The organism is Bdellovibrio sp. HCB288, assembly GCF_047305935.1.
In the GTDB taxonomy this organism is placed as follows: domain Bacteria; phylum Bdellovibrionota; class Bdellovibrionia; order Bdellovibrionales; family Bdellovibrionaceae; genus Bdellovibrio.
Window position 1 is genome coordinate 479,402 of the sequence record NZ_CP178619.1, and the last position, 19,949, is coordinate 499,350.

Here is a 19,949-nt window from a genome sequence, read left to right on the forward strand (position 1 = left end):
CCGCTTCAATATTTGACTTCAATATTTGATCCGGCTCCTTTCCCACACAGTCGCTTTTGAAGTTAAAAATACCGTCAAACCCTTGTACAGAGACGGTTTTTGCGGACTGACCATGATCCAGAGAATCCTTAAATCCTGCTCGCATTCAAGGACCCCTGCCTGTTTTTTCATCAAGTTAAATTTCGATGTGTCGTTAAAGGGATTATGAAAACATCCACTCACCTCGTGAACTTTATCGTCCTCCTTTCCTTTGCCAGCGCAGGTTGTGCGAAGATGGAATTTGCAAAAATCGTTGATAACGCTTCATTGGCGACGCCGAATCCAAGTCCGACACCTCCGATTAAGCTCCCTGATCACATCTATTCCGACGTGGTTAAATCCGGCAACAAGCAGGTGGATTTCTTATTAGTGATGGATGATTCCAATTCGATGCTGCCGGATCTAAAAAAGCTCGCAGCATCGATGAGTGACTTTATGGTTTCCCTGGAAGCCAGCCAAATTGACTGGCAGATGTGTCTGACGACGACAAAGGCTTTGCCTGACTCAATGGGGATCTTTCATTGGGGTATGCCGCTGACGTGGGCCCAGTACTCTCCCCTGACTGGTACGTCTCCATGGGTTCTAAAAAAAGGGACCACCAATATGAATTCGATCTTCACTTCGACGGTGGATACTTTGCAAATTGGCGGAGGCGCCTCGGGTGACGAACGTGCGATTAAAGCCACCTATGCCAACTTCCAAAATGTCGGCAATGGTTGTTACCGCGATGGCGCTGCGAAATCCGTGATTATTATTTCTGACGAAGACGAACGCTCTGTCGGCGGCGATGCCTCCAAAGTGAAATCCAAGGACAACCCCGCAGCCTACCAGCCATTGGAAACCGAAGACCAACCGGAAAATCTGGTGAAGCTGTCCCAATCCGTGTTTGGCGATCAGGTGCGCTTTACATTTAACTCGATCATCGTAAAACCCGGTGACACTGTTTGCGAAATGACCCAGGATCTGGATACGTCCCCTAGTCACCCGGGTTATCTGTACAGTCAGATGTCCAATCTGACTCAAGGTGGAGTCGGCAGTATTTGCGATGCGAATTTTGCTGATAGCTTGAATACTTTTAAAGATAAAATTATCAACTCCCTCTCACAGATCAACCTGGAATGTGTACCCGATCTGTCTACTTTGAACGTGGCCGTGGATGGCCAAGTCATCAAGAATTACTCTGTGAGTGGGAATGTTCTTCACTTCGCGGCTCCGCTAACGGAAGGCACGAAACTGGACATGAGTTACGACTGTAAGTAGCCCGGTTTCCCGGGCTATTTTTGAATCCAGATGACTTCGCTTCTGTCATTCGCAAGTTTTTCTATATCCAAATACCAACGTCCCTTATCGCAGATTCCGGGTTCGAGGGCCTCGGCACAGCTATCACCCCACGAATTCTTAATTTCTATTTCGCAGGTTCCTTTGGTTATATTCCAGCGTCTTCCGGTCACAATACTTGAATGCCAAGACGGTGCCCCTTCCGGCCACTTTCGCATCAACGTCACATTGTAGTGAAGTGCAAATGGACGATCCTGATCAAGGACTGACATTATGTAGGCTGCACTTTCGGGATTCTGTTCCTTTGCGGTAAAAGAACGGGAGTGAACTTCCAGTCCTTTCAATTTAACCGGCGACTTACAAGCTTCCGTGACATTCTTTCTAAGATGGTCGGCGGCCCAATCTTGCACGGCTTCCTTGTATGGTCTTAATTGATCAAGGCCTTTTAGAGGTGGTTCCCGCATGCAAGTATTCTGCAGATCGTAATAAAGTTTTTTATTCTCTCTGACTTTATTCATCTCATCACCACCGGCCCTACTGCCCAGTTGCATGGAGAAAAAGCCCTGCTGTTCGGGATCACTTGGGTTTTTACCCAAAATCTCTGACGGAATTTCCTTTTCCAAACAGGCTCGACCCTGATTTATTAAATGAGCCGCGATAAGATCCGTTTGCCCACCTTCTCTTTTTAGAAGCGGCTTTCCTTTTGGATCATGAATTCGATAGTTCGGATCAGACAAAGATACGCTGGTGGCAAATCCACCTCCACCAAAGCCGCCGCCCATCGAGCCCATTTGCGGTTGCGAAGCTTGTTTTGGAGTATCGAATGAAATCGCCTCGTTCGCTTTTTTAACTTCATCTGGCGACATAGAAATATACTGTGAACCGGCGTAAAGAGCGGAAACCGTATCGGGTGGTTTTACACCCGCAGCCTCAGCGACAAGATCGGATGCGGCGAAGGAATAACAAAATCCCGCATTTCCCTGATCTTTAGGGGGCACGAAACGACCTGAAAAATCTTTGGTTGAACACTGGGCCTCGGTGACTTTTCCAAGGGCCATCGAACTGAATATAAGTGGAGAAAGTGCCAGTATGCGAAACAACGACATCGTCATTTCTTTAGTTTATCCGAATTTATGCATTCTAGCAAAAAAAAGCCCGGTTTCCCGGGCTTTTAACAACAACTAACATGTCAAATCTAGCGGCAAACTATTTAGCGTTCGCTTGCTTCGGGGTCGCTGGAAGCGCTTTACCGTCTTCAAGCTGAATCAGATCTAGAAGTACATTCGTCGCTTCCTGGATATCAGGACGTTTCAGGTACTCCTCGGTCTTCTTCGCTTTGCTTGCTACTTTTTTGGCTTTCTCTTTTTTCTCTTTTTCATTCTTATCTTTAAGCACTTCGCTGACACGGATCACTTTTCCGCGCGCTTTGGCTTTGTTCAACTCATCCACGATTTTTTTGAAATCGTCAGATTTCGCCACACGGTCTGCAGATCTTTCAGACATCTGCTTCAACCACTCTGGCTTGATCTCTTTCCATGCACCGGAACCTTCTTTTACAAAGGCATCCGGAGAAATGAAAGCCTCAATTGTTTTTGGCGGCAAAGAGTAGTCCATGTATTTCTCACCGATATCATCAGTAGAGAATGGACCTGGAAGAACGATATCCGCATCCACACCTCTGTGCTGAGTGGACTTACCAGATGGTACGAAGAACATACCCACTGTTACTTTGATCGCGCCCAAGTCATTCGGGATTGGCAATACGGACTGAACTGAACCTTTACCATAAGTGTGATCGCCACCGACAACAACCGCACGTTTATAGTCCTGCAAAGTTCCGGATACGATCTCGGAAGCAGATGCAGAAATACGGCTGGTCAAAACAACCAGTGGCCCATTCCAATCAACCGCTGCGTCTGTGTCACGAAGAGCGGCTTCAGCACGACCTTCATTTTTGGAGGATTGTTTTACCACGTTACCTGTTTGGAAGAACAAACCTGCAATTTTAACTGCATCTTCAAGGGAACCACCACCGTTGTTGGAAAGATCCAACACCAGACCGTCCACTTTCTTAGCCACAGCTTCTTTGATTAAAACCTTCATATCAGTTGCAGAAGATCTGCCACCACGACGAGAGTCAGCATAGAAGCTTGGGAAGTTCAGGATACCGATTTTTTTCTTTTGGCCGCCGACTTCTTTATCAACATAAGTGATGGAAGCCGCTTCGTCCTCAAGATTCACTTTTTCACGAGTCAACGTGACATCGAAACGTTTTTTGCCTTCACCCGCTTTACGCAGGATCGTCAAACGAACTTTCGTGCCTTTTTTACCGCGGATTTTCTTAACAACGTCTTTCAAATCCTGATCAATCACGTTTTCCATCGCGCCCTTATCCTGGCCGACAGCGATGATCTTGTCTTGCGGTTCGATCAAGCCGGATTTAGCAGCAGCTCCACCTGGAACCAATGCCTCAACCACAGTGAAACCGTCTTGAGAGGAAAGAGTCGCCCCGATACCTTCCAAAGACAAACGCATTTGAATTTCAAAATCTTCAAGCACATCACGAGAGAAGAAGCTGGAGTGTGGATCCAATGCTCTTGCGAAAGAATCCAAGTAGCCGGAAAGCAGATCGTCCTGAGTTGTCTCTTGAGTACGTTTTACTGCGCGCTCATAGTTTTTCTCTACGTTCTTCTTGGCTTCATCAAGTTTCATATCAGTTGCTAGATAGTTACCAATCTGGAACTGGATGTATTTTTTCAAATACTCATTGGCTTCATCACCATTCTTTGGCCAAGGCTTTTTATCCGGATCGAACGCAAACTCAGTGTTTGATTCAAATTTGAAATCCTTACCCAGGTATTTTTTTGCAAAGTTCGCGCGATCCTGAACTCTTTCCAGAACCATTTTTTGCGCCTTATCAAGGAACGTACAGTCTCTGTTTTTGGTTTTTTCAAAAACGTTGGACATGTCTTTTTTGATCGCATCAACATCCGCCTGAGTCAGGTAGATTTTTGATGGATCCAAACGTTTTAGATATTGTTCAGTAACACGATTCGCAAGTTCTGCGTTGCGATCTGAATACTTCACGTGATTTGCCAGGAAACCCTGTTCGATAACTGAAATGTAGCGGCATTCCAAACCGTCTTTTAATTGTGCGGCAGCAACAGATGAAACTGCGAGTGAACCCGCAACAATTAAACCCTTAATTCCCTTAGAGATTGAACTCATGATGGTCCTTCCTTAACTCCCCGGCGAGAGCGTTCTAATCACTTAAGATTAGCAGGAATTTTCCCCAGAGCATTCTATTTGTTATTGGAGGGAGCAATTTAGGACTGTCAGATTATTTAAGACTTACGTCGGTCATCTTCAAAAAAGGACAGTTGAGAGAGGTCTTCAACTTTTTGTCCATGGAGTCCGCCCACTTTCACTTCATGTTTAATGAAGCTGCCGTGCTGAGTCTCGATCATAAAGAAAGACATCTCCGGAAACCTGGCCTTTAGTCGAGTCATTTCTTGAACGATCAATTCGATGTTCTTTGGATCATCATCAGACATTCCAAAACGGTGATGCGCATTATATCCATAAGTCTCAATGGCTTTTTCAACACTCGCACGGATCGCGCGTTGTTTTAACTCCGCCGTACCTTCTGAATATTCTGTGTCACCCAACAATAAGCGCGTTGGCTTGTGGCTGACCGGATACAGGCTTAGGTAGTTTGGCTCTAATGGCAGGACCTTGTTTTGAACGAAAACTTTGATGCCGTCTTTTAAAGTATCAGGATGGTGACCGCGAGCTGTGATTACGGATAAAGGACGTTGATTGAATGTCGCGTGATAAAAGCACTCCCAAGAAGGACCCTTCCATTGGAAATCCGGAAAGCCCAAGGCTTCAGCCACATCTTGAACAAAGACTTGGCGTTTACCCGCAAGTTTTTCCACGTCGCTTATGGAATGATCGCGGAAATTTCTGAATGTGCCTGTCACATCACAAAAATCGATTTCAAAATCCGCGTAGACACCGCTTTTTCCGATGGTGGAATTATATTGGGCAAAGTCTCCGCTGGAGATCATTTGCTCAGTTCGGCTTTCTTTATGGAACAGAATCAATGGAGTCGTCAAAAAGGCGATATTGTCATCGAAGTCGAAGAAATAAAAACTACGGCCGCCCAGATGAAAGTTTCTATCTTTCTCTGGACTGCGATTTATTCCTAAATCGAGCTGGCCTTTGGGTTTTTGATCTTCACTCATGGAACACTATCCTCGTACGGGCTTAAAATTAGCAAATAATTCCGACGTACGAAAGGGCCCTGCACTAATTTCTTTTTTTCAATAATGCTGACTACTAGTTAGACAGGCTCTCCCCTCCTGTCCAGTTAGTATTTGGTTAGGAGCTTCGCCTAAAGCTCTTCAAACCCTTCAGATGATTTCTTGGAGCCCTCCGTGGTCGAATCCTGAGCTTTCTCCACGTCCGGAGCCATGGACTCCACTGGAACCTGCACCGGACCCTGTCCCGCCTTAGGGGTATCGGTCACGGTTTTAGCCGCCGGTTGTTCTTTGGCTTTAAGCCCCATCTCGCCCCGGCACTTTTTCAACGCATCATCCATGGAACCCATTGATGTCTGCTTGGCCGTCACGGCACAGTTCACCACTTCCTGATAGTCCCCGGAACAAAGCTTTTCAGCCTCGGATGACGATATCGACATGGATCGCACCCGAACCGTCGTCACACATTCTTTTTGAGCTTGAGACTGGGTTTGAGCAGCGGCCATGACCGATATCCCCAGGAACCCGGATAACAAAAGAAAGCCCACGTAATGCTTCATAATTCCCCCGCGAGACTTCATGGTAGCACGCCCCCTTTCAGAGTAAAGGCCACAAAAAAAGCCCACGCTCGATAAAGAGGTGGGCCTTTTAAATGTATCAAATTCAGATGGATAATTACTTCTTCGCCTTACGAGTCACGACTTTCTTAACACCCAATGCCTGGGCTTTTTCTTTCGCGGACTCTGCACTCTTCAAGTTCTTTTTCGGAGCGGCGGCTTTGGCTTCACCTTTGGCTGCTTTCGCGGCTTTCGGTTTTGCGGCAGCTTTCGCTTTGCCTTTTCCTTTAGAGCCCTTTGCAGGTCCCTTCTCGTTGATCGCCGCTACGGCTTGTTCCAGTGTGACCGACTCTACAGTCGCTCCTTCTGGCAACGAGGCATTGACCTTACCACTCTTGAAGTACGGACCATAAGGACCGTTGAATACCTGAATCACTTCACCCGTTTCAGGATGCGCACCCAAATCACGAAGAGCTGCGGCTTTACCGCGGCCTTTTTTAGGTTGGCTCAACATTTCCATCGCGCGTTCAAACGTGATGTTCAACACACTTTCGCCTTTTGGAATCGAACGATAGTCACCGTCATGAACGATGAATGGACCGAAACGACCCAAACCAGCCTTGATGTCCTTGCCGGTACCCGGGTGATCACCCAAGCTTCTTGGCAAAGACAACAGATCCAAAGCCGTTTGCAAGTCGACCTGCTCTGGTTGCATGTTCGGTGGAAGCGACGCACGTTTTGGTTTGTCATTTTCAGGCGACACATCACCTAATTGAACATAAGGACCGTAGCGACCACTTAGCACGTAAATAGGCTCGCCAGTTTTAGGGTCCTTACCCAAGGCATCCGCACCATTGATTTTTTGATCAATCAATTTCTCGGCGATTTCCGGAGTGATGTCCGCTGGTGATTCATTGTCAGGGACAGAAGCACTGACATCCTCACCATCACGTTTTGTCGTCAGGTAGGCACCGTAACGGCCGACGTGGAATTTATACTTATCCATGCCTTCCAAAGACATTGTACGGGCTTCATCTGGATCGATCTTGGCTTCCTGATTATCAACCATCGCGCGCAGACCTTTCGGGCCTTTGTAGATGGAAGCAAGATAGCTTTCCCAATCAAGGTCGCCGTCAGCGATATGATCCAGGCTTTGCTCCATTTCAGAAGTAAAGCCCAAGTCCACATACTGAGTCAGGTAACTGCTTAGAAGTTTTGAAACGATCATCGCCGTGAAAGTCGGAATCAAAGCGGTGCCGCCCTTACGAACGTAACCACGGTCAATGATTGTACCGATAACAGATGCGTAAGTGGATGGACGACCGATACCCTCTTTCTCCATCGTTTGTACAAGGCTTGCCTCGGTATAACGAGCTGGAGGTTTGGTTTCATGGGATGTCGGATCCAATTTCACACACTTCACAGAGTCTTTGGCTTTTAGCGCCGGCAAGCGCACTTCGCGCTCGGCCAAATCTGCTTCAGGATCATCCGACCCTTCCACATAGGCACGCAAGAAACCCGGGAATTCGATCGTCATGCCCGAAGCACCGAAGATCGCATCACCCACCGTGATTTTTGCGCTGACTTGCTTTTGACGAGCATCCACCATTTGCGATGCAATCGTACGTTTCCAGATCAAATCGTATAGACGGAATTGTTGTCCTGTCAGACCTGTTTCATCCGGATCCTGGAATTGATTACCTGCTGGACGAATCGCTTCATGGGCCTCTTGGGCACCTTTCACTTTTTTCGCAGCATAAGTACGCGGCTGTGGAGTTAAGTACTCTTTGCCGTATTTAGTCGTGATGCAATCACGAGAGGCATTGATCGCCTCATTGGATAAGAACGTAGAGTCCGTACGCATATAGGTAATGAAACCTTGCTCGTACAGTTTTTGTGCAACCTGCATGGTCTCACGCGCTGACAGTCCCAATTTACGATTGGCTTCCTGTTGCAAACTGGAAGTGATAAATGGAGCTGCTGGTTTTCTGAACGTTGGTTTTTCCTCAACATCAGAAACTGTCCAACCGCCGTTTTTAAGATCAGCGGAAAGTTTTGAAGCTTCCTTTTCACCCAGAACCAAAACGTCTTTTCCAGCAGTCAATTGACCTGTAAGGCCATCAAAGTCCTTACCAGTCGCCACACGCTGGCTGTTGTATTGTTGCAAGCGGGATTCAAAGTTGATTCCGTCTTTGGATAGCTCCGCCAAAACGCCCCAGTAAGAGGATTTTTTGAAGCGAATGCGCTCAAGCTCACGCTCAACGATCAAACGCACGGCCACAGACTGCACGCGACCTGCCGACAAACCATAGGCCACTTTCTTCCAAAGAAGTGGAGAGATCGTATACCCCACCAAACGGTCCAATACGCGACGTGCTTCCTGAGCACGCACCAGGTTGAAGTCGATCTCGCGCGTGTCTTTAAGCGCCTTTTGTATCGCATCCTTGGTGATCTCATGGAACACCATTCGCTTGGTTGGAACTTTTGGTTTTAGAACTTCAAGTAAATGCCAGCTGATAGACTCCCCTTCGCGGTCTTCGTCGGTCGCGAGGTAAAGCTCTGAGGCTTCGTCGAGTTTGTCTTTCAAGTTCTTTACGACTTTGAGCTTGTCTTTGGGAACGCAGTACAAAGGCTCGAAGTTTTTATCAACGTTCACGCCCAGCTGCGCCCATTTTTCTTTTTTTACTTTTTCAGGAATATCTTTTGCGGATTGCGGTAAGTCGCGGATATGCCCCATACAAGACTCCACCACATAATCCCTGCCCAGGAATTTGCGAATGGTTTTAGCTTTTGTCGGGGACTCCACGATGACTAACTTGATGCCATCAGACGCCGCTTCGGTTTTTTTGGCCATGTACCCAGCCCTTCATCCGGCTTGTAACCGGGATATAATATATAGACAAAACATGAAGGCTGAATCCTGACTTTGCAAGTCTGAATTTTGACAACCAGTACCAAAAGCAGATACCTTGTGAGGATGAAACCAATTTCTGCATTCACAAATTCACTTCAGTTCTTACTTACGGATATCGATGACACGCTGACAGATGAAGGGCTTTTGGGAGCAGAAGCTTATGCCGCCATGTGGGAACTGCACAATGCTGGAATCAGAGTGATCCCAGTCACTGGCCGCCCCGCAGGTTGGTGCGAAATGATCGCACGTGTGTGGCCTGTCAGTGGAATTATTGGCGAGAACGGTGGTTTCTACTTCCGCTATCATGATAAAAAAATGCACCGCCATTTTTTCTTTGATGAACAAACTCAGCAAAACAACCGTGCGAAACTAAACCAACTGGAAAAAGAAATTCGACAAAAGGTTCCGGGTTGTGATCTGGCGAGCGATCAATTCTGCCGTTTGATGGATCTGGCAATTGATTTTTGTGAAGACGTTCCTGCCCTGCCAAAATCAGAGGTTCAGAAAATCGTGGATATCTTCAAATCCCATGGTGCGCAGGCCAAGGTCAGTTCCATCCACGTGAATGGCTGGTTTGGTTCCTACGACAAACTCTCCATGTCGCTTAAATTTTTAGCAACTGAATTTGGCATCAACGCTGAAGATGCCAAAAAAGTGTGCGGCTTCAGTGGCGACTCCCCCAACGATGAGCCCATGTTTCAATATTTTCCACACAGCTTTGCAGTGGCAAATATCCAAAACTTTGTTGATCAAATCAAATATCAACCCACATATGTGGCAGAAAAACGAGGCGGAATGGGATTTACTGAAATCGCCAGTGCCATTCTGAAATACAAATGATTTTACCATCTAACTAACTTCGAATTATTTAGTGAGAAGAGGTCAGGTTCCTGCCCTTTAGTCTAAAGTGACTCCACTCTGATCCCGATAAAGATCCTGTTAAATACAGGAGCGTCTTATGGTTGGAGCACAGGTACGTCAATACATCGCCAACAAACTGGATGAGCAGGCAAAACTGATCTGGCACTTTGATAATCTTCATTATGCCGGCGAGGTCAGCGCCAAGAAACCCCAGCGCATTTTCTCATTTGGAGAAATCAAAATCAGTCTGCAAACCAGTGGGGATCTTTGGATCGAGGGCACAAATTATCGCAACTTTATTTCCGCCGACAGTTACACCTCCGTGCAGGAGTGCATGAATCTGCTGGGAGATCAGTTACGGTATGTGGATCAAAACTTTCAAAGAATACAAAGCGAACCGGAATTCTGGGCCAAGAAAGGCCTCTTGGTTCGAATCATAGAACGCTTTGCTTCTTAAGATTGAGTGCCGGCACTATCCGCCGGCAAAACTCATGGACTTGATCAGGACATCTGGTGCGATCAGGCTGCGACCTGGCTTGCTGTAAGTGTCGCCGACTTCGATGATATCACGCAAAACATCCAGAACATTTCCAGAGACCACAAACTGATCCACGGGCCCGAGGCATTTGCCATTCTCATACAAGAAACCTTCAGCCGGCATGGAAAGATCCCCAGTGGAATCCTTAAAACCCGCATGCAAGCCGCCTGTGAACTTGGTGATGTGCACGGTTTGACCCGGGAACTGCCCCAACAACTGTGCTTGTGTTTTACCACCCTTTGCCACCACCAGATTCGTCGGACCGATGCCCATTGGCGAGCTGGGGCCACGGGCTGCGTGAGCCGTGTGCGGCAGATTCATACGCTTTGCATATTCCAGATTCGTTAAGAAGTTTTTTAGAACTCCATTTTCAAACAGGACCGTCTTTTGCGAAGGTGCGCCTTCAGCATCGAAGGGTCTGACTGCTGAACCGTGAAGTTCAAAGGGATCGTCAATCAATGTGAATTTATCACTTGCCACTTTCTGACCAATTTTCCCTTTGAGCAACGACTTGTTCTCGTGAACTTCCTTTGCCGAAAGATAGGACAAAAGCATCGCCAGCACCGTTGGGAAAACTTTGCGATCCAGAACTACGGGATAGTTCCCTGTTTTCAGCTTTGAGGCACCCAGATACTTAATGGCGTTGTTAACGCCTTCGCGAGCCACCTCATCGACATTGATCTCAGAAAATGAACGAACAAAAAATCCTTCGCCGCCCATTTTTGATATCTCGCCTTCTTTAACCAAGGGAGCGGCACTGCCCGTATAATAGTTCTGCTTGAATTCCTGATCGATGCCTTCTGAATTCAAAATGCGTGAAAAAGAAGAACCTTGGGAAAACCCGGAATATGGCACCGTTTGAACGCGCGCGTCCAACGCCAGACACTTGGCTTCAAGATCTCTTGCGACTTCCATCTTTTTTTCCATGTCGATTTCTTCGGGATTAAAAAGATTCAGAGCTTTGAATACCTGCGGCTTCATCATCGGAATTTCGAAGCTCTCCGTGCTTTGTACTGTCTTGGCATTATTCAAAGCCTCAATATAGGTGCGCGACAAAGCCTCAAGAGACAGATTCTCTGTGTACGCGTATCCCTGACTTGCACCCTTAACCACTCGAAGCCCGGCCATTTGCGTTTGTGTCGATTCAAAATCCTTCAGCGTGTTTTTTTGAAATCCCAACTCCAGACTTTCCCCGCCTGAAATCAACATCTCCACTTTGACGCCGTCTTGTTTGGCTTGCGTTACGATCTTTTGGAAGTTGTCTTTAATAGCGTCCATTAGCCTGCTCTCCCACCAACCATCAAACTTGATACCAAGATTTGCGGCTGACCAACAGCTGCAGGAATAGAACCACTCACCGAGCCGCACATTCCCGTCGCCAATTTCAATTCGTTTGAAACTTTCGTGATTTTACCAAGTGTATCGATGCCACGCCCGATCAAGCAGGCACCTTTGACCATTTCCTCGATGCGACCATTTCTGATGATGTAAGCTTCGCGAACCTGGAAGTTATAATCTCCAGTCCCCGGGTTCACTGAACCACCACCCATGTTTTTCGCATACAAGCCATAGTCCACGTCGCGGATCATTTCCTCAAAGGAATCCTTACCGGCATCGATGAAGGTATTTCTCATACGGGATGCTGGTGCATATTTGTAGGACTGACGACGACCACTGCCGGTTACTTCGTAACCCGTTTGCTGGGATCCCATTTCGTCAACGATATAAGATTTAAGAACACCGTTCTCAATCAAAGTCGTACGCTTTGTTTTATTGCCTTCGTCATCGATATTCAGCGAGCCCCAACCGTTCTTGATCGTGCCGTCGTCAATCGCAGTGACACACTCATTGGCGATTTTTTGCCCCATCTTGCCGCAGAATACAGAAGCATCCTTGGCTACAGCCGTAGTCTCCAGACCATGTCCACAGGCTTCGTGGAATAAAACTCCACCAAAGGAATTATCAATCACCACGGGCATTTCACCCGCCGGCGCAAACTTCGCCGTGGTCAGGCCCATCGCGCGGTCCACATTTTCATTTGCGAAATCAGCCAAGTTCATATTGTCATAAAGTTCGGAAGTTCCCATGTGACCATAACGTTCACTGGAGCTTTCCTTCACACCCATATGCTCAACAAAGACTTCCATATTCAAACGGCTGTATGCACGTTCATCATAAGCCATCAAACCGCGAGAATTTGCGATCTGTACTTTTTGGAACTTTTCATTCAACGCCGCTTCAACTTGAGTGACTGCAGAGTTGCGATTACGCGCATGCTGATCCAGGGAGTTCATCCACGCGAATTTACGATCGCGATTCATTTCCCATGGCTTTTCACCGTATGTGTGAACCGAATCGAATGGAACCTGCAGTAGCGGCATTGATTTACTTGGCGCGCCGGTACCGCGGCTTTTCGCAGCACTCAACGCGGCCTTCACCAAGCCCTGTTCCGACAAATCATTTGTTGTGACGTACACAATCTCGTGTCCGAAGAACAAACGAATGCCCGCTCCGTAGAGCTGGCCCACAATGGCCTGATCGGCCTTGGAACTTAGAATAGACAAATTGGAAGAATAAGTATCCTCGACAAAGATATCTGCGAAAGTGGCACCTGTTGAAAGTGCTGCATCCAGAGCTTTGGTCAGAATATGAGGTTGAACGATCATGATTGCCCCCTATTCGGAAAAGCATATCCCAGAGAGAAAATAGTCCCAATTAAAAACACCGCAGCACTTTGGAATAAGTCCAAAAGTACTGCTATATACCACTCGAACTATTTTTACTCTGTGAGATTCTAAATACTTAACATCTGAATCGACATATAGCCCAGTACCGCGGCACCGATAAAAGTGAACAGAGGTCCCATCTTTCCAGAAAGGCGACGCGCCAAATGCAAACCCACCAAAGTCGCAACGAAAGCCCACAGACCGATGGACACCAGAAACGGTGCGATTGTTTTTTTGGCCACCCCTAAGCTGACTCCAACACCGAAAGCGTCCAAACTGGTCGCAAAAGACACCAGCAGCACCTTCCAAAAGCTATGAAAGTCGACGGCCTCCTCTTTTTCCCCCTGCCCTCTTAAGTCCTGAATGGCCTCATACGCCATATGCAATGCCACTGCTGCCAATAGACCAAAGGCAATCCAGTGATCCACAGAAGAGATCAAACTGATAAGGTGGGCTCCCGCCATATAACCCGCAAGTGTTGCCACAAGTTCAGCACCACCCGAACTGAATGCAAATTTCAGAGAGTCTTTGGTGGTAAAAGGCCTGGAGCCCATAGCCATGGCGGCAGAAAAAGAATCAGCACTTAAAACTAAACCCAGAATTAAAACCTCGAACAACATCAAAAAATTCCTTCTTGAAATAGCCGTGAGGTCTTTGAGATACGAGACGACACGGCAATTGCTGTTAACAACACCAGTGTCAGTCTCATCAGCGAAAGGATTCGCGAGTTGGCCGGGCTTTTACTGCCAGTATGTCGACCAAGTCCAGGGACGCAGAAAGGCCCCAGAGATTACTCCCTAACAAGTCCAAGTTAGCCCGTTGTCATTTGATTTTCAAGATGTATCAGAATGAAACACGTTCAAAATTTCAAGGCCGACCAAAAGTTGAACGGAGGCTCGCGTGGAATGTCACGAGGAGCGATTAAAACCTCCAACTCCAATTAAACCGGTCACTGGCATGTAATAGTATGGCCTACCCCTTGCTCAGATAGAACTTAGAGATGGGTCTCATGTTTAAAAGCCCATCGTGGAGTCTATTGTGAACAAGTTTACGGGTCTTACATATATTAAGAGCATCATTCAGGGTTTAACGATCCTGGTGGCGCTTTCTGTAGGCACACCGGCAATGGCAGCCAATGTGACGACTTCCACGACTAAGGCGAAACGCCCGGCGGCTCCTGCGCCAACGCCAGAAACCAAAGCCTGGTCCATCGATTTGAGTGTGGAATCATACAGCAATATGATGAAAGAGGACTCCTATGAGCGCGATGCTCAAACGTCCTTCGATTTATCTGCTGGCTACCGCTTTAATAAAATCACTTCTATGCGTATAGGCACGGGAGTCATCAAAGAACACGTCGGCGCAGAAAACACTTATTTTGACAACACCAGTGCTTCATTGAGTTTTAAAACACCGCTTACACAGGATATCGCCTGGATTAATACTCTAGCTGGGATCTTGCCAACGAATCGCCAAATGCAGGATGAAATGTCTTATCAAGGGGCAGCTCGCGTTGGCACTAAGGTCGCTTTTAATAACTTGATCTGGGGCAGCTCCGCAGCAACAGGTTTGCAACTTACTCGCAACTTTCATGAATATGAAATGACAGCGGATGGTTCCTACAACATGCGCAACAATGCTCAATTGGCATTGACTTACACACTGCCGCTTTTTTCGAAACTGGCACTGCAAACATCCTACTCGTATACGGTGGGCTGGACTTACCAGGATGATACCCGCAACAAATTCAGTGTGGGCGCTGATCTTGGTTGGGACTTCACTCCAACGATTTCAGCTTGGATCGGCACTTCCAATCAAGGAAATGCACTAAAGGCAAACGGAATTGATTCAAACATCGAGTTCTTTAACGACACCACTTCGATCGTTAAAGCGGGTTTTACGATAAGCATTTAATTTGGATTTTTACAGGTTTTAAGATTTTAGGTTTTTTTGAGAGTTTTGAAGAGGAGAGAGTATGAACAGCAACATGAAACGCAAACTTCCAGTCACTGGTGCTTTGCTGCTGACCATTTCAACATTAATGATTTCCTGTACGAAATCCGTTCCGTACAAAGAAGTCTTTAAAGAAAACGTTGAAACCAAAGCAACTCTTTCTCCGGAAGACGAATATCTATTCGTCGCTTCCTCTGACATCACCAACAATGACGATACGGGAATCGCCTCGGCAAATCCCTTCTGGCAAGGTCAGGAAAAAATCGTTAAATTCCGCTTCACGGAAAACACTTTGCAGGTGATGCAAGTCAACGACGAAGGCCGCCTGGCTAAGGATAATACTTTAAATGACAAAATCCTGATGGAAATTCCAATCAGAAACGTTGAATACCGTTGTGCGGAAGACCGTTACGGCAAATGTACAAATCGCGAGGAAGAAAACTCTGAAAAGAACTGGTCTAAAAAAGCCAACTTCGTTCCAGACTTCAATAGCATGAGAACTACGGGCTTCAATATGTTGCCGGTAGAGATGGAGCAGTTGTACGGCTCTTCCTGCTACACTGAGACTTCTTCTCGCCTATTGAACTATGAACTTAAAGACGGCGCCCTGAATATTCAAATTGAAAAAGGCTTCCGCGGTAACGCTGGCTGCCTGGGCAATGCACTTTACAGCATCAACAGCATCGATGATCTGCAAACACAGATCGTTTACCACTACTCTTTCACAAAACTTAGCAAAATGGCTTCTCCTGGCTACAAAGCCATCGAGTACCCATTGAAAGACCAAGGTACTTTCGGTTTCTTCACTTCTGAAAACCGCAAGTATGATGTTGATATGACCCGCACTCTGAAAAATCAAAAAGAGTGGATGAACCGCTGGAATCCTGAAAGAAAGGAAATCACTTACTACCTTTCTGACAATTTCAATAAACCTGAATTCGCTTCCATCAAAAAAGCGACTCAAGTGGCATTCGACCGTGTGAACGAGGGTCTTAAAGCTGCTGGCTTGAAAACACGCCTGGTTCTTAACGATCCGGCTGGCAAAAAAGTCGGCGACACTCGCAACAGCATGATCGTGATGGTTGAAGACCCGATCGCGGGTGGCCCATTGGGTTACGGCCCAACAGTGGCAAATCCACGCACAGGTGAAATCATGAGCGGCCGCGTGGCGATGTACTACGGTAACTTCGTTCAAGGTATCCGCTACACTTATGATGAAGTGGTGCGCGAGCTTTCCAAAACTCAGGACACTGAATCACCAGATTCCGGTGCGACGACTCAGGCAGCAAACAACGCCACTCCTTCTGAGGCCCTAAAAGCCCAGCACCAGGCAGCGAAGTATTCTGCATACACTCTGTCCACGAAAACGGGTTACAAAATTGCCAACTCTTACAAAGCGACTCAGGTTTCGAACACTCCTGCATTGGCACCTACAGTTCTTAAGCAAGCGATCATGGGCGGTGAATCACTGAAAACCCTTTCACCTAAACAGGTGCGTGAAACTGTTGCTAACTCTGCAAAAGGTCATGCCCGCTTCAGCAACAAGTCCACGTTGATGGCAATCGCTGATGCTGATGAAGGCTTGAATAAATCTGATGCGACAAAAGCCATCGATGCTTTGTCAGTTATGTCCAAATACTGCAACTACCCTTCTGAGTTGTTCCCATTCAGCGAACATATCAAGAACGCGTTGCAAGCAAAACTGGGTCAGAAATTGAAACTATGGAATGACCTTTCCGATACAGAGCGCGAGCAGGTGATTGCTATCGTAATGCCGGAAGTATGGGTTCCAACTTTGGTGCATGAGCTGGGTCACAACCTGGGTCTACGTCATAACTTTGGTGGCTCTGAAGACCGCGCGAACTTTTATACCCAAGGTGAACTGGCTAAAATGGGCGTTAAACATGAAATCCCATACAGCTCTGTGATGGACTACGGTTACAGCGAATTGAACCTGCTTCCAACTTTGGGCAAGTACGATATCGCGGCATTGCGCTTCGGTTACAGCCGTGTGGTTGAATCTGACAAAGGGACAGCAGTGGCAGTTCCTGAAACTTTGGAAAAACTGACGAAAGAGAAATCCGACCTGGCTTTGCGTGACTTCACATACTGCTCTGATGAGTCTGTGGACATGAATCCTGGTTGCAAACGCTTTGACAAAGGCACCAACTACACTGAAATCGTGCAGTACCTGATCAAGGCCTACAACGATGCTTACTTGACCCGCAATTACCGTAACGGCCGCGAGAATTTCTCAAAAATTCAGCAAGGCGGTTACTACAGCGGTACAATGTCACGCTTCCAATATATCCGCAACTTCATGGAGTCATACTCAGACATTAAAAACCGTTATGCTCTGACTGATGACTCTAAGGAATTTACTGAGATCGCTTGGTTGAAGGACCTTAAGCAGGCTGCTTTGATTTCTGGCCGTTTCTTCATGGATGTTCTAAAAACACCGGAAGTTATGTGTGCCTTTGCGAAAGCGGACAACCCAAATACGATTATCGATATCTCCCCGCTTACCAGCATGAGTGCTGAGGCGACTAAATGCTCAGACATCCAGTTGAAGTCAGAGTTCATCCTGGTCGGTCAAACGGGTAAGTTCTTTAACGATGTTCGCGACAGCAAAACACCAACTCAATACGCGGATCAAATCGACGTTCGCGGTATTGGTCCGGACAAGTTGGCTGCAGCACAGGCCTTGTTTGCAAGAACAAACACGGGAACTCGCCAAAACGAGGATAACTACCTGGACATCAAAGATCTGGCTCCGGAAATCGCCTCAACGGTAACATCTCTGTTGTTTGACCAAACTTCAAACAAACTGACTTTCCGAGATGCCATGAGCCAACCAGTGTTCGATATGGACTGGAGTTATGAAATGTTCCCGACACCAGACCAGGTGAATAAAGGCACAAACACTCACTGGTTTGAGGTTCCACTTCTTGATTCAGCAGCTCGCCGCATGGGCTTGCCAAATCATAAAGTCAGCTTCCAGGAGCAAATGCTTAAGATCATCACAGCCCGCATGAGCACTTCCCAGTCTCACGCAGTGGCAGACAAAGCTTTCGTGGACCAGTTCCGTGTGAACCGTATCGCGAAGGTGGCTGTGGTGAATGCCGACGCAAACACTCTTGCAGTGGATGCCGGTACATTTAAAGCATTGGCATTGCCGGAAAATGCGGTGGCCCAGAATGCCATGGTGGTTATGAACAAGTCTGAGCGTCTGGCTAAGCTGGAAGCGAAGGATCTTGAAGGATTGTTGGTTGCACGCAGCCGCCCTTCCAACTTGCCACGCACTCCTGAAACTCCGGTTTCAGAATTGGAAACGGCCCCTGAGTACACTGACATCACTGCGAACGATATCAAATTGTTCAAATCTGGTGCGATGGCCTCCAAGGAGAAATTGCGTTACCTTCTGACGATTTTGCCAGGTGCTGAAGAAACAAAGTAATGTGAATTAGACAGGATACGACAATGAAGAAAATCTTGATCGCAAGCGCACTTCTTATGGTTACTGCCGGATGCCAACCCGGCAGTAAATCCCCAGGTTCAGCCGGTCAACCTGAGATTCAAAATGAAATTTTGAACTCAGGCCACCGGGCTTCTGAAACTGGCAACGTGCCCTCACCCGACGACAAGATCAGGGACTCTGTAGCCCGTCAGGACGCTATGAAGGACCTTCAGTCCAAGGTTTTCAAAATTGCCGCCCGTCTAAAAATGGATGCCATGGGCACCACGGAAACAGACGAAACGGCTCAGCTTCTAAAAGATTTCACCAGTCGCAAAGCTGGCGCAAAACAGCTGGATATTACCGACGCACTTCTTAATGGCACTTTGGATGCGACTGTAAAAATTGAAGACCTTCAGGGTGAATTCACTGATAAAGAAATGCCTAAATTAGCCATCCAGCGTTCCTTTGAAAAAATCGCAACGGCCTATGGTTTCGACAAAGATCAAACGAAGCTGATTGTGGTTGCCATCGAGAAACGCGAACACCTGTTGAATTTGTCAGACGATCAAATCCAGTTCATTCACGATCTGTCTGAAAATATCAAAAAGAAAACTGAGGCGCTTATCAATGACCTTAAAGAAGGCAATGACAATCAACTTTGCGGTGCTTTGGCCATATTCGCCAACAACTACAGTAACTACATGACGTTTAAATCCAAAATAGAATTGCCTTCCCTGATCGCCAACAGAGCGGCAGTCACCTCGGTGCTGCAAAAAACCATTGAATCCTGTAAAGAGGACATCACCCAAGCCCGCAAAAATATGGGGACTCTACTACCAGGCGTGATCAAAGAAGTGGATCGCTCGTTGCAATTGGTTGAATTGTACGTCGACCCGGCAACCAGCAGCTCCCTTCCTCTGTCCCTGGAAATCATGGATCGTTGGAAGCTGGATGAAACCAAAGAAGTACTGGAAGCGCGCAACCAATCTTTGACTGGTGATATCGCTGCCAATGGCATCGTTTGTCGCGTTGGCGATAAAGTTTACGGAACGATAGTTCAAAGCTCTGATGCTGAATCCTCAACGGCAGAGGTGGATTTTGAACTTGCCGGTGAAAGGCCATTCAAGCTGCGCAAAATGCAAGGTCAGCGTGGGGTAACTTTGGTTTATATGTCATCTAAAACCAATGTTCTAAACCTGGGCAATTCCACCCCTGTAAATGCGGGCGAAGGATTTGTGGCTACTGTTGCTAACATGGCTCCAGGGTCGGCTCCATTGAAGATGGTCATCGGATCCGAATCCTCCCCAATCACTGTTGAATGCCAAGCTAAGTAAAAACATCGCTGTTATTCGACACGATCACCC

The 19,949-nt window shown here is 47.1% G+C and carries 14 protein-coding genes; 6 read left to right on the plus strand and 8 right to left on the minus strand.

All coding sequences use genetic code 11. From position 1 onward, the window contains the following. Positions 1–204: 204 nt before the first annotated feature. The gene (locus tag ACLVWR_RS02335; protein ID WP_413582348.1) at positions 205–1,299 is read left to right on the plus strand and encodes a hypothetical protein; all 1,095 of its coding nucleotides are present in this window, start codon (positions 205–207) and stop codon (positions 1,297–1,299) included. Between the two features lie 14 nt (positions 1,300–1,313). Here the strand turns inward: ACLVWR_RS02335 and ACLVWR_RS02340 are convergent, their stop codons facing one another. From ACLVWR_RS02340 to topA, 5 genes are all read right to left on the minus strand, one after another. After that, a complete protein-coding gene (locus tag ACLVWR_RS02340) occupies positions 1,314–2,423 on the minus strand; it encodes a hypothetical protein (protein WP_413582349.1) in 1,110 nt (369 codons plus the stop codon). 100 nt (positions 2,424–2,523) lie between these two features. Then, positions 2,524–4,545, minus strand: a complete 2,022-nt coding sequence (locus ACLVWR_RS02345) for a S41 family peptidase (protein ID WP_413582350.1) — start codon at positions 4,543–4,545, stop codon at positions 2,524–2,526. A 116-nt stretch (positions 4,546–4,661) separates the two neighbouring features. Continuing rightward, on the minus strand, positions 4,662–5,564 hold the full coding sequence (locus ACLVWR_RS02350; protein WP_413582351.1) for a hypothetical protein: 903 nt from the start codon (positions 5,562–5,564) through the stop codon (positions 4,662–4,664). Positions 5,565–5,713: 149 nt separating this feature from the next. Then, complete coding sequence (locus ACLVWR_RS02355; RefSeq protein WP_413582352.1) at positions 5,714–6,160, minus strand: hypothetical protein; 447 nt, start codon at positions 6,158–6,160, stop codon at positions 5,714–5,716. 94 nt (positions 6,161–6,254) lie between these two features. After that, positions 6,255–8,990 carry a type I DNA topoisomerase gene (gene topA, locus ACLVWR_RS02360; protein ID WP_413582353.1) on the minus strand — a complete coding sequence of 912 codons (2,736 nt, stop codon included), beginning with the start codon at positions 8,988–8,990 and terminating at the stop codon, positions 6,255–6,257. A 123-nt stretch (positions 8,991–9,113) separates the two neighbouring features. Here topA and ACLVWR_RS02365 point away from each other — a divergent pair, with 123 nt between their 5' ends. Together ACLVWR_RS02365 and ACLVWR_RS02370 are read left to right on the plus strand one after the other, a co-directional pair. Next, on the plus strand, positions 9,114–9,890 hold the full coding sequence (locus tag ACLVWR_RS02365) for an HAD family hydrolase (protein ID WP_413582354.1): 777 nt from the start codon (positions 9,114–9,116) through the stop codon (positions 9,888–9,890). Between the two features lie 118 nt (positions 9,891–10,008). After that, positions 10,009–10,368 carry a hypothetical protein gene (locus ACLVWR_RS02370; protein WP_413582355.1) on the plus strand — a complete coding sequence of 120 codons (360 nt, stop codon included), beginning with the start codon at positions 10,009–10,011 and terminating at the stop codon, positions 10,366–10,368. Between the two features lie 15 nt (positions 10,369–10,383). Here ACLVWR_RS02370 and ACLVWR_RS02375 read toward each other — a convergent pair whose 3' ends face one another. The 3 genes from ACLVWR_RS02375 to ACLVWR_RS02385 form a co-directional block, all read right to left on the minus strand. Further along, complete coding sequence (locus ACLVWR_RS02375) at positions 10,384–11,727, minus strand: TldD/PmbA family protein (protein ID WP_413582356.1); 1,344 nt, start codon at positions 11,725–11,727, stop codon at positions 10,384–10,386. Then, positions 11,727–13,115 (minus strand): TldD/PmbA family protein, encoded by a 1,389-nt coding sequence (locus tag ACLVWR_RS02380; RefSeq protein WP_413582357.1) that lies wholly within the window; start codon positions 13,113–13,115, stop codon positions 11,727–11,729. Before ACLVWR_RS02380 ends, ACLVWR_RS02375 begins: the two co-directional genes overlap by 1 nt. Positions 13,116–13,243: 128 nt before the next feature. Then, positions 13,244–13,795: a manganese efflux pump MntP family protein gene (locus tag ACLVWR_RS02385; protein ID WP_413582358.1), complete on the minus strand. Its 552-nt coding sequence runs from the start codon at positions 13,793–13,795 to the stop codon at positions 13,244–13,246. A 418-nt stretch (positions 13,796–14,213) separates the two neighbouring features. On the opposite strand from ACLVWR_RS02385, the gene ACLVWR_RS02390 reads away from it, so the two are divergent. From ACLVWR_RS02390 to ACLVWR_RS02400, 3 genes are all read left to right on the plus strand, one after another. Then, entirely contained in the window at positions 14,214–15,089 is an 876-nt protein-coding gene (locus tag ACLVWR_RS02390) for a hypothetical protein (protein ID WP_413582359.1), read from the plus strand. A 61-nt stretch (positions 15,090–15,150) separates the two neighbouring features. Further along, positions 15,151–18,585, plus strand: coding sequence for a zinc-dependent metalloprotease (locus tag ACLVWR_RS02395; protein ID WP_413582360.1), 3,435 nt, complete (start codon positions 15,151–15,153; stop codon positions 18,583–18,585). 23 nt (positions 18,586–18,608) lie between these two features. Next, the gene (locus tag ACLVWR_RS02400; protein ID WP_413582361.1) at positions 18,609–19,919 is read left to right on the plus strand and encodes a hypothetical protein; all 1,311 of its coding nucleotides are present in this window, start codon (positions 18,609–18,611) and stop codon (positions 19,917–19,919) included. Positions 19,920–19,949: the final 30 nt, after the last annotated feature.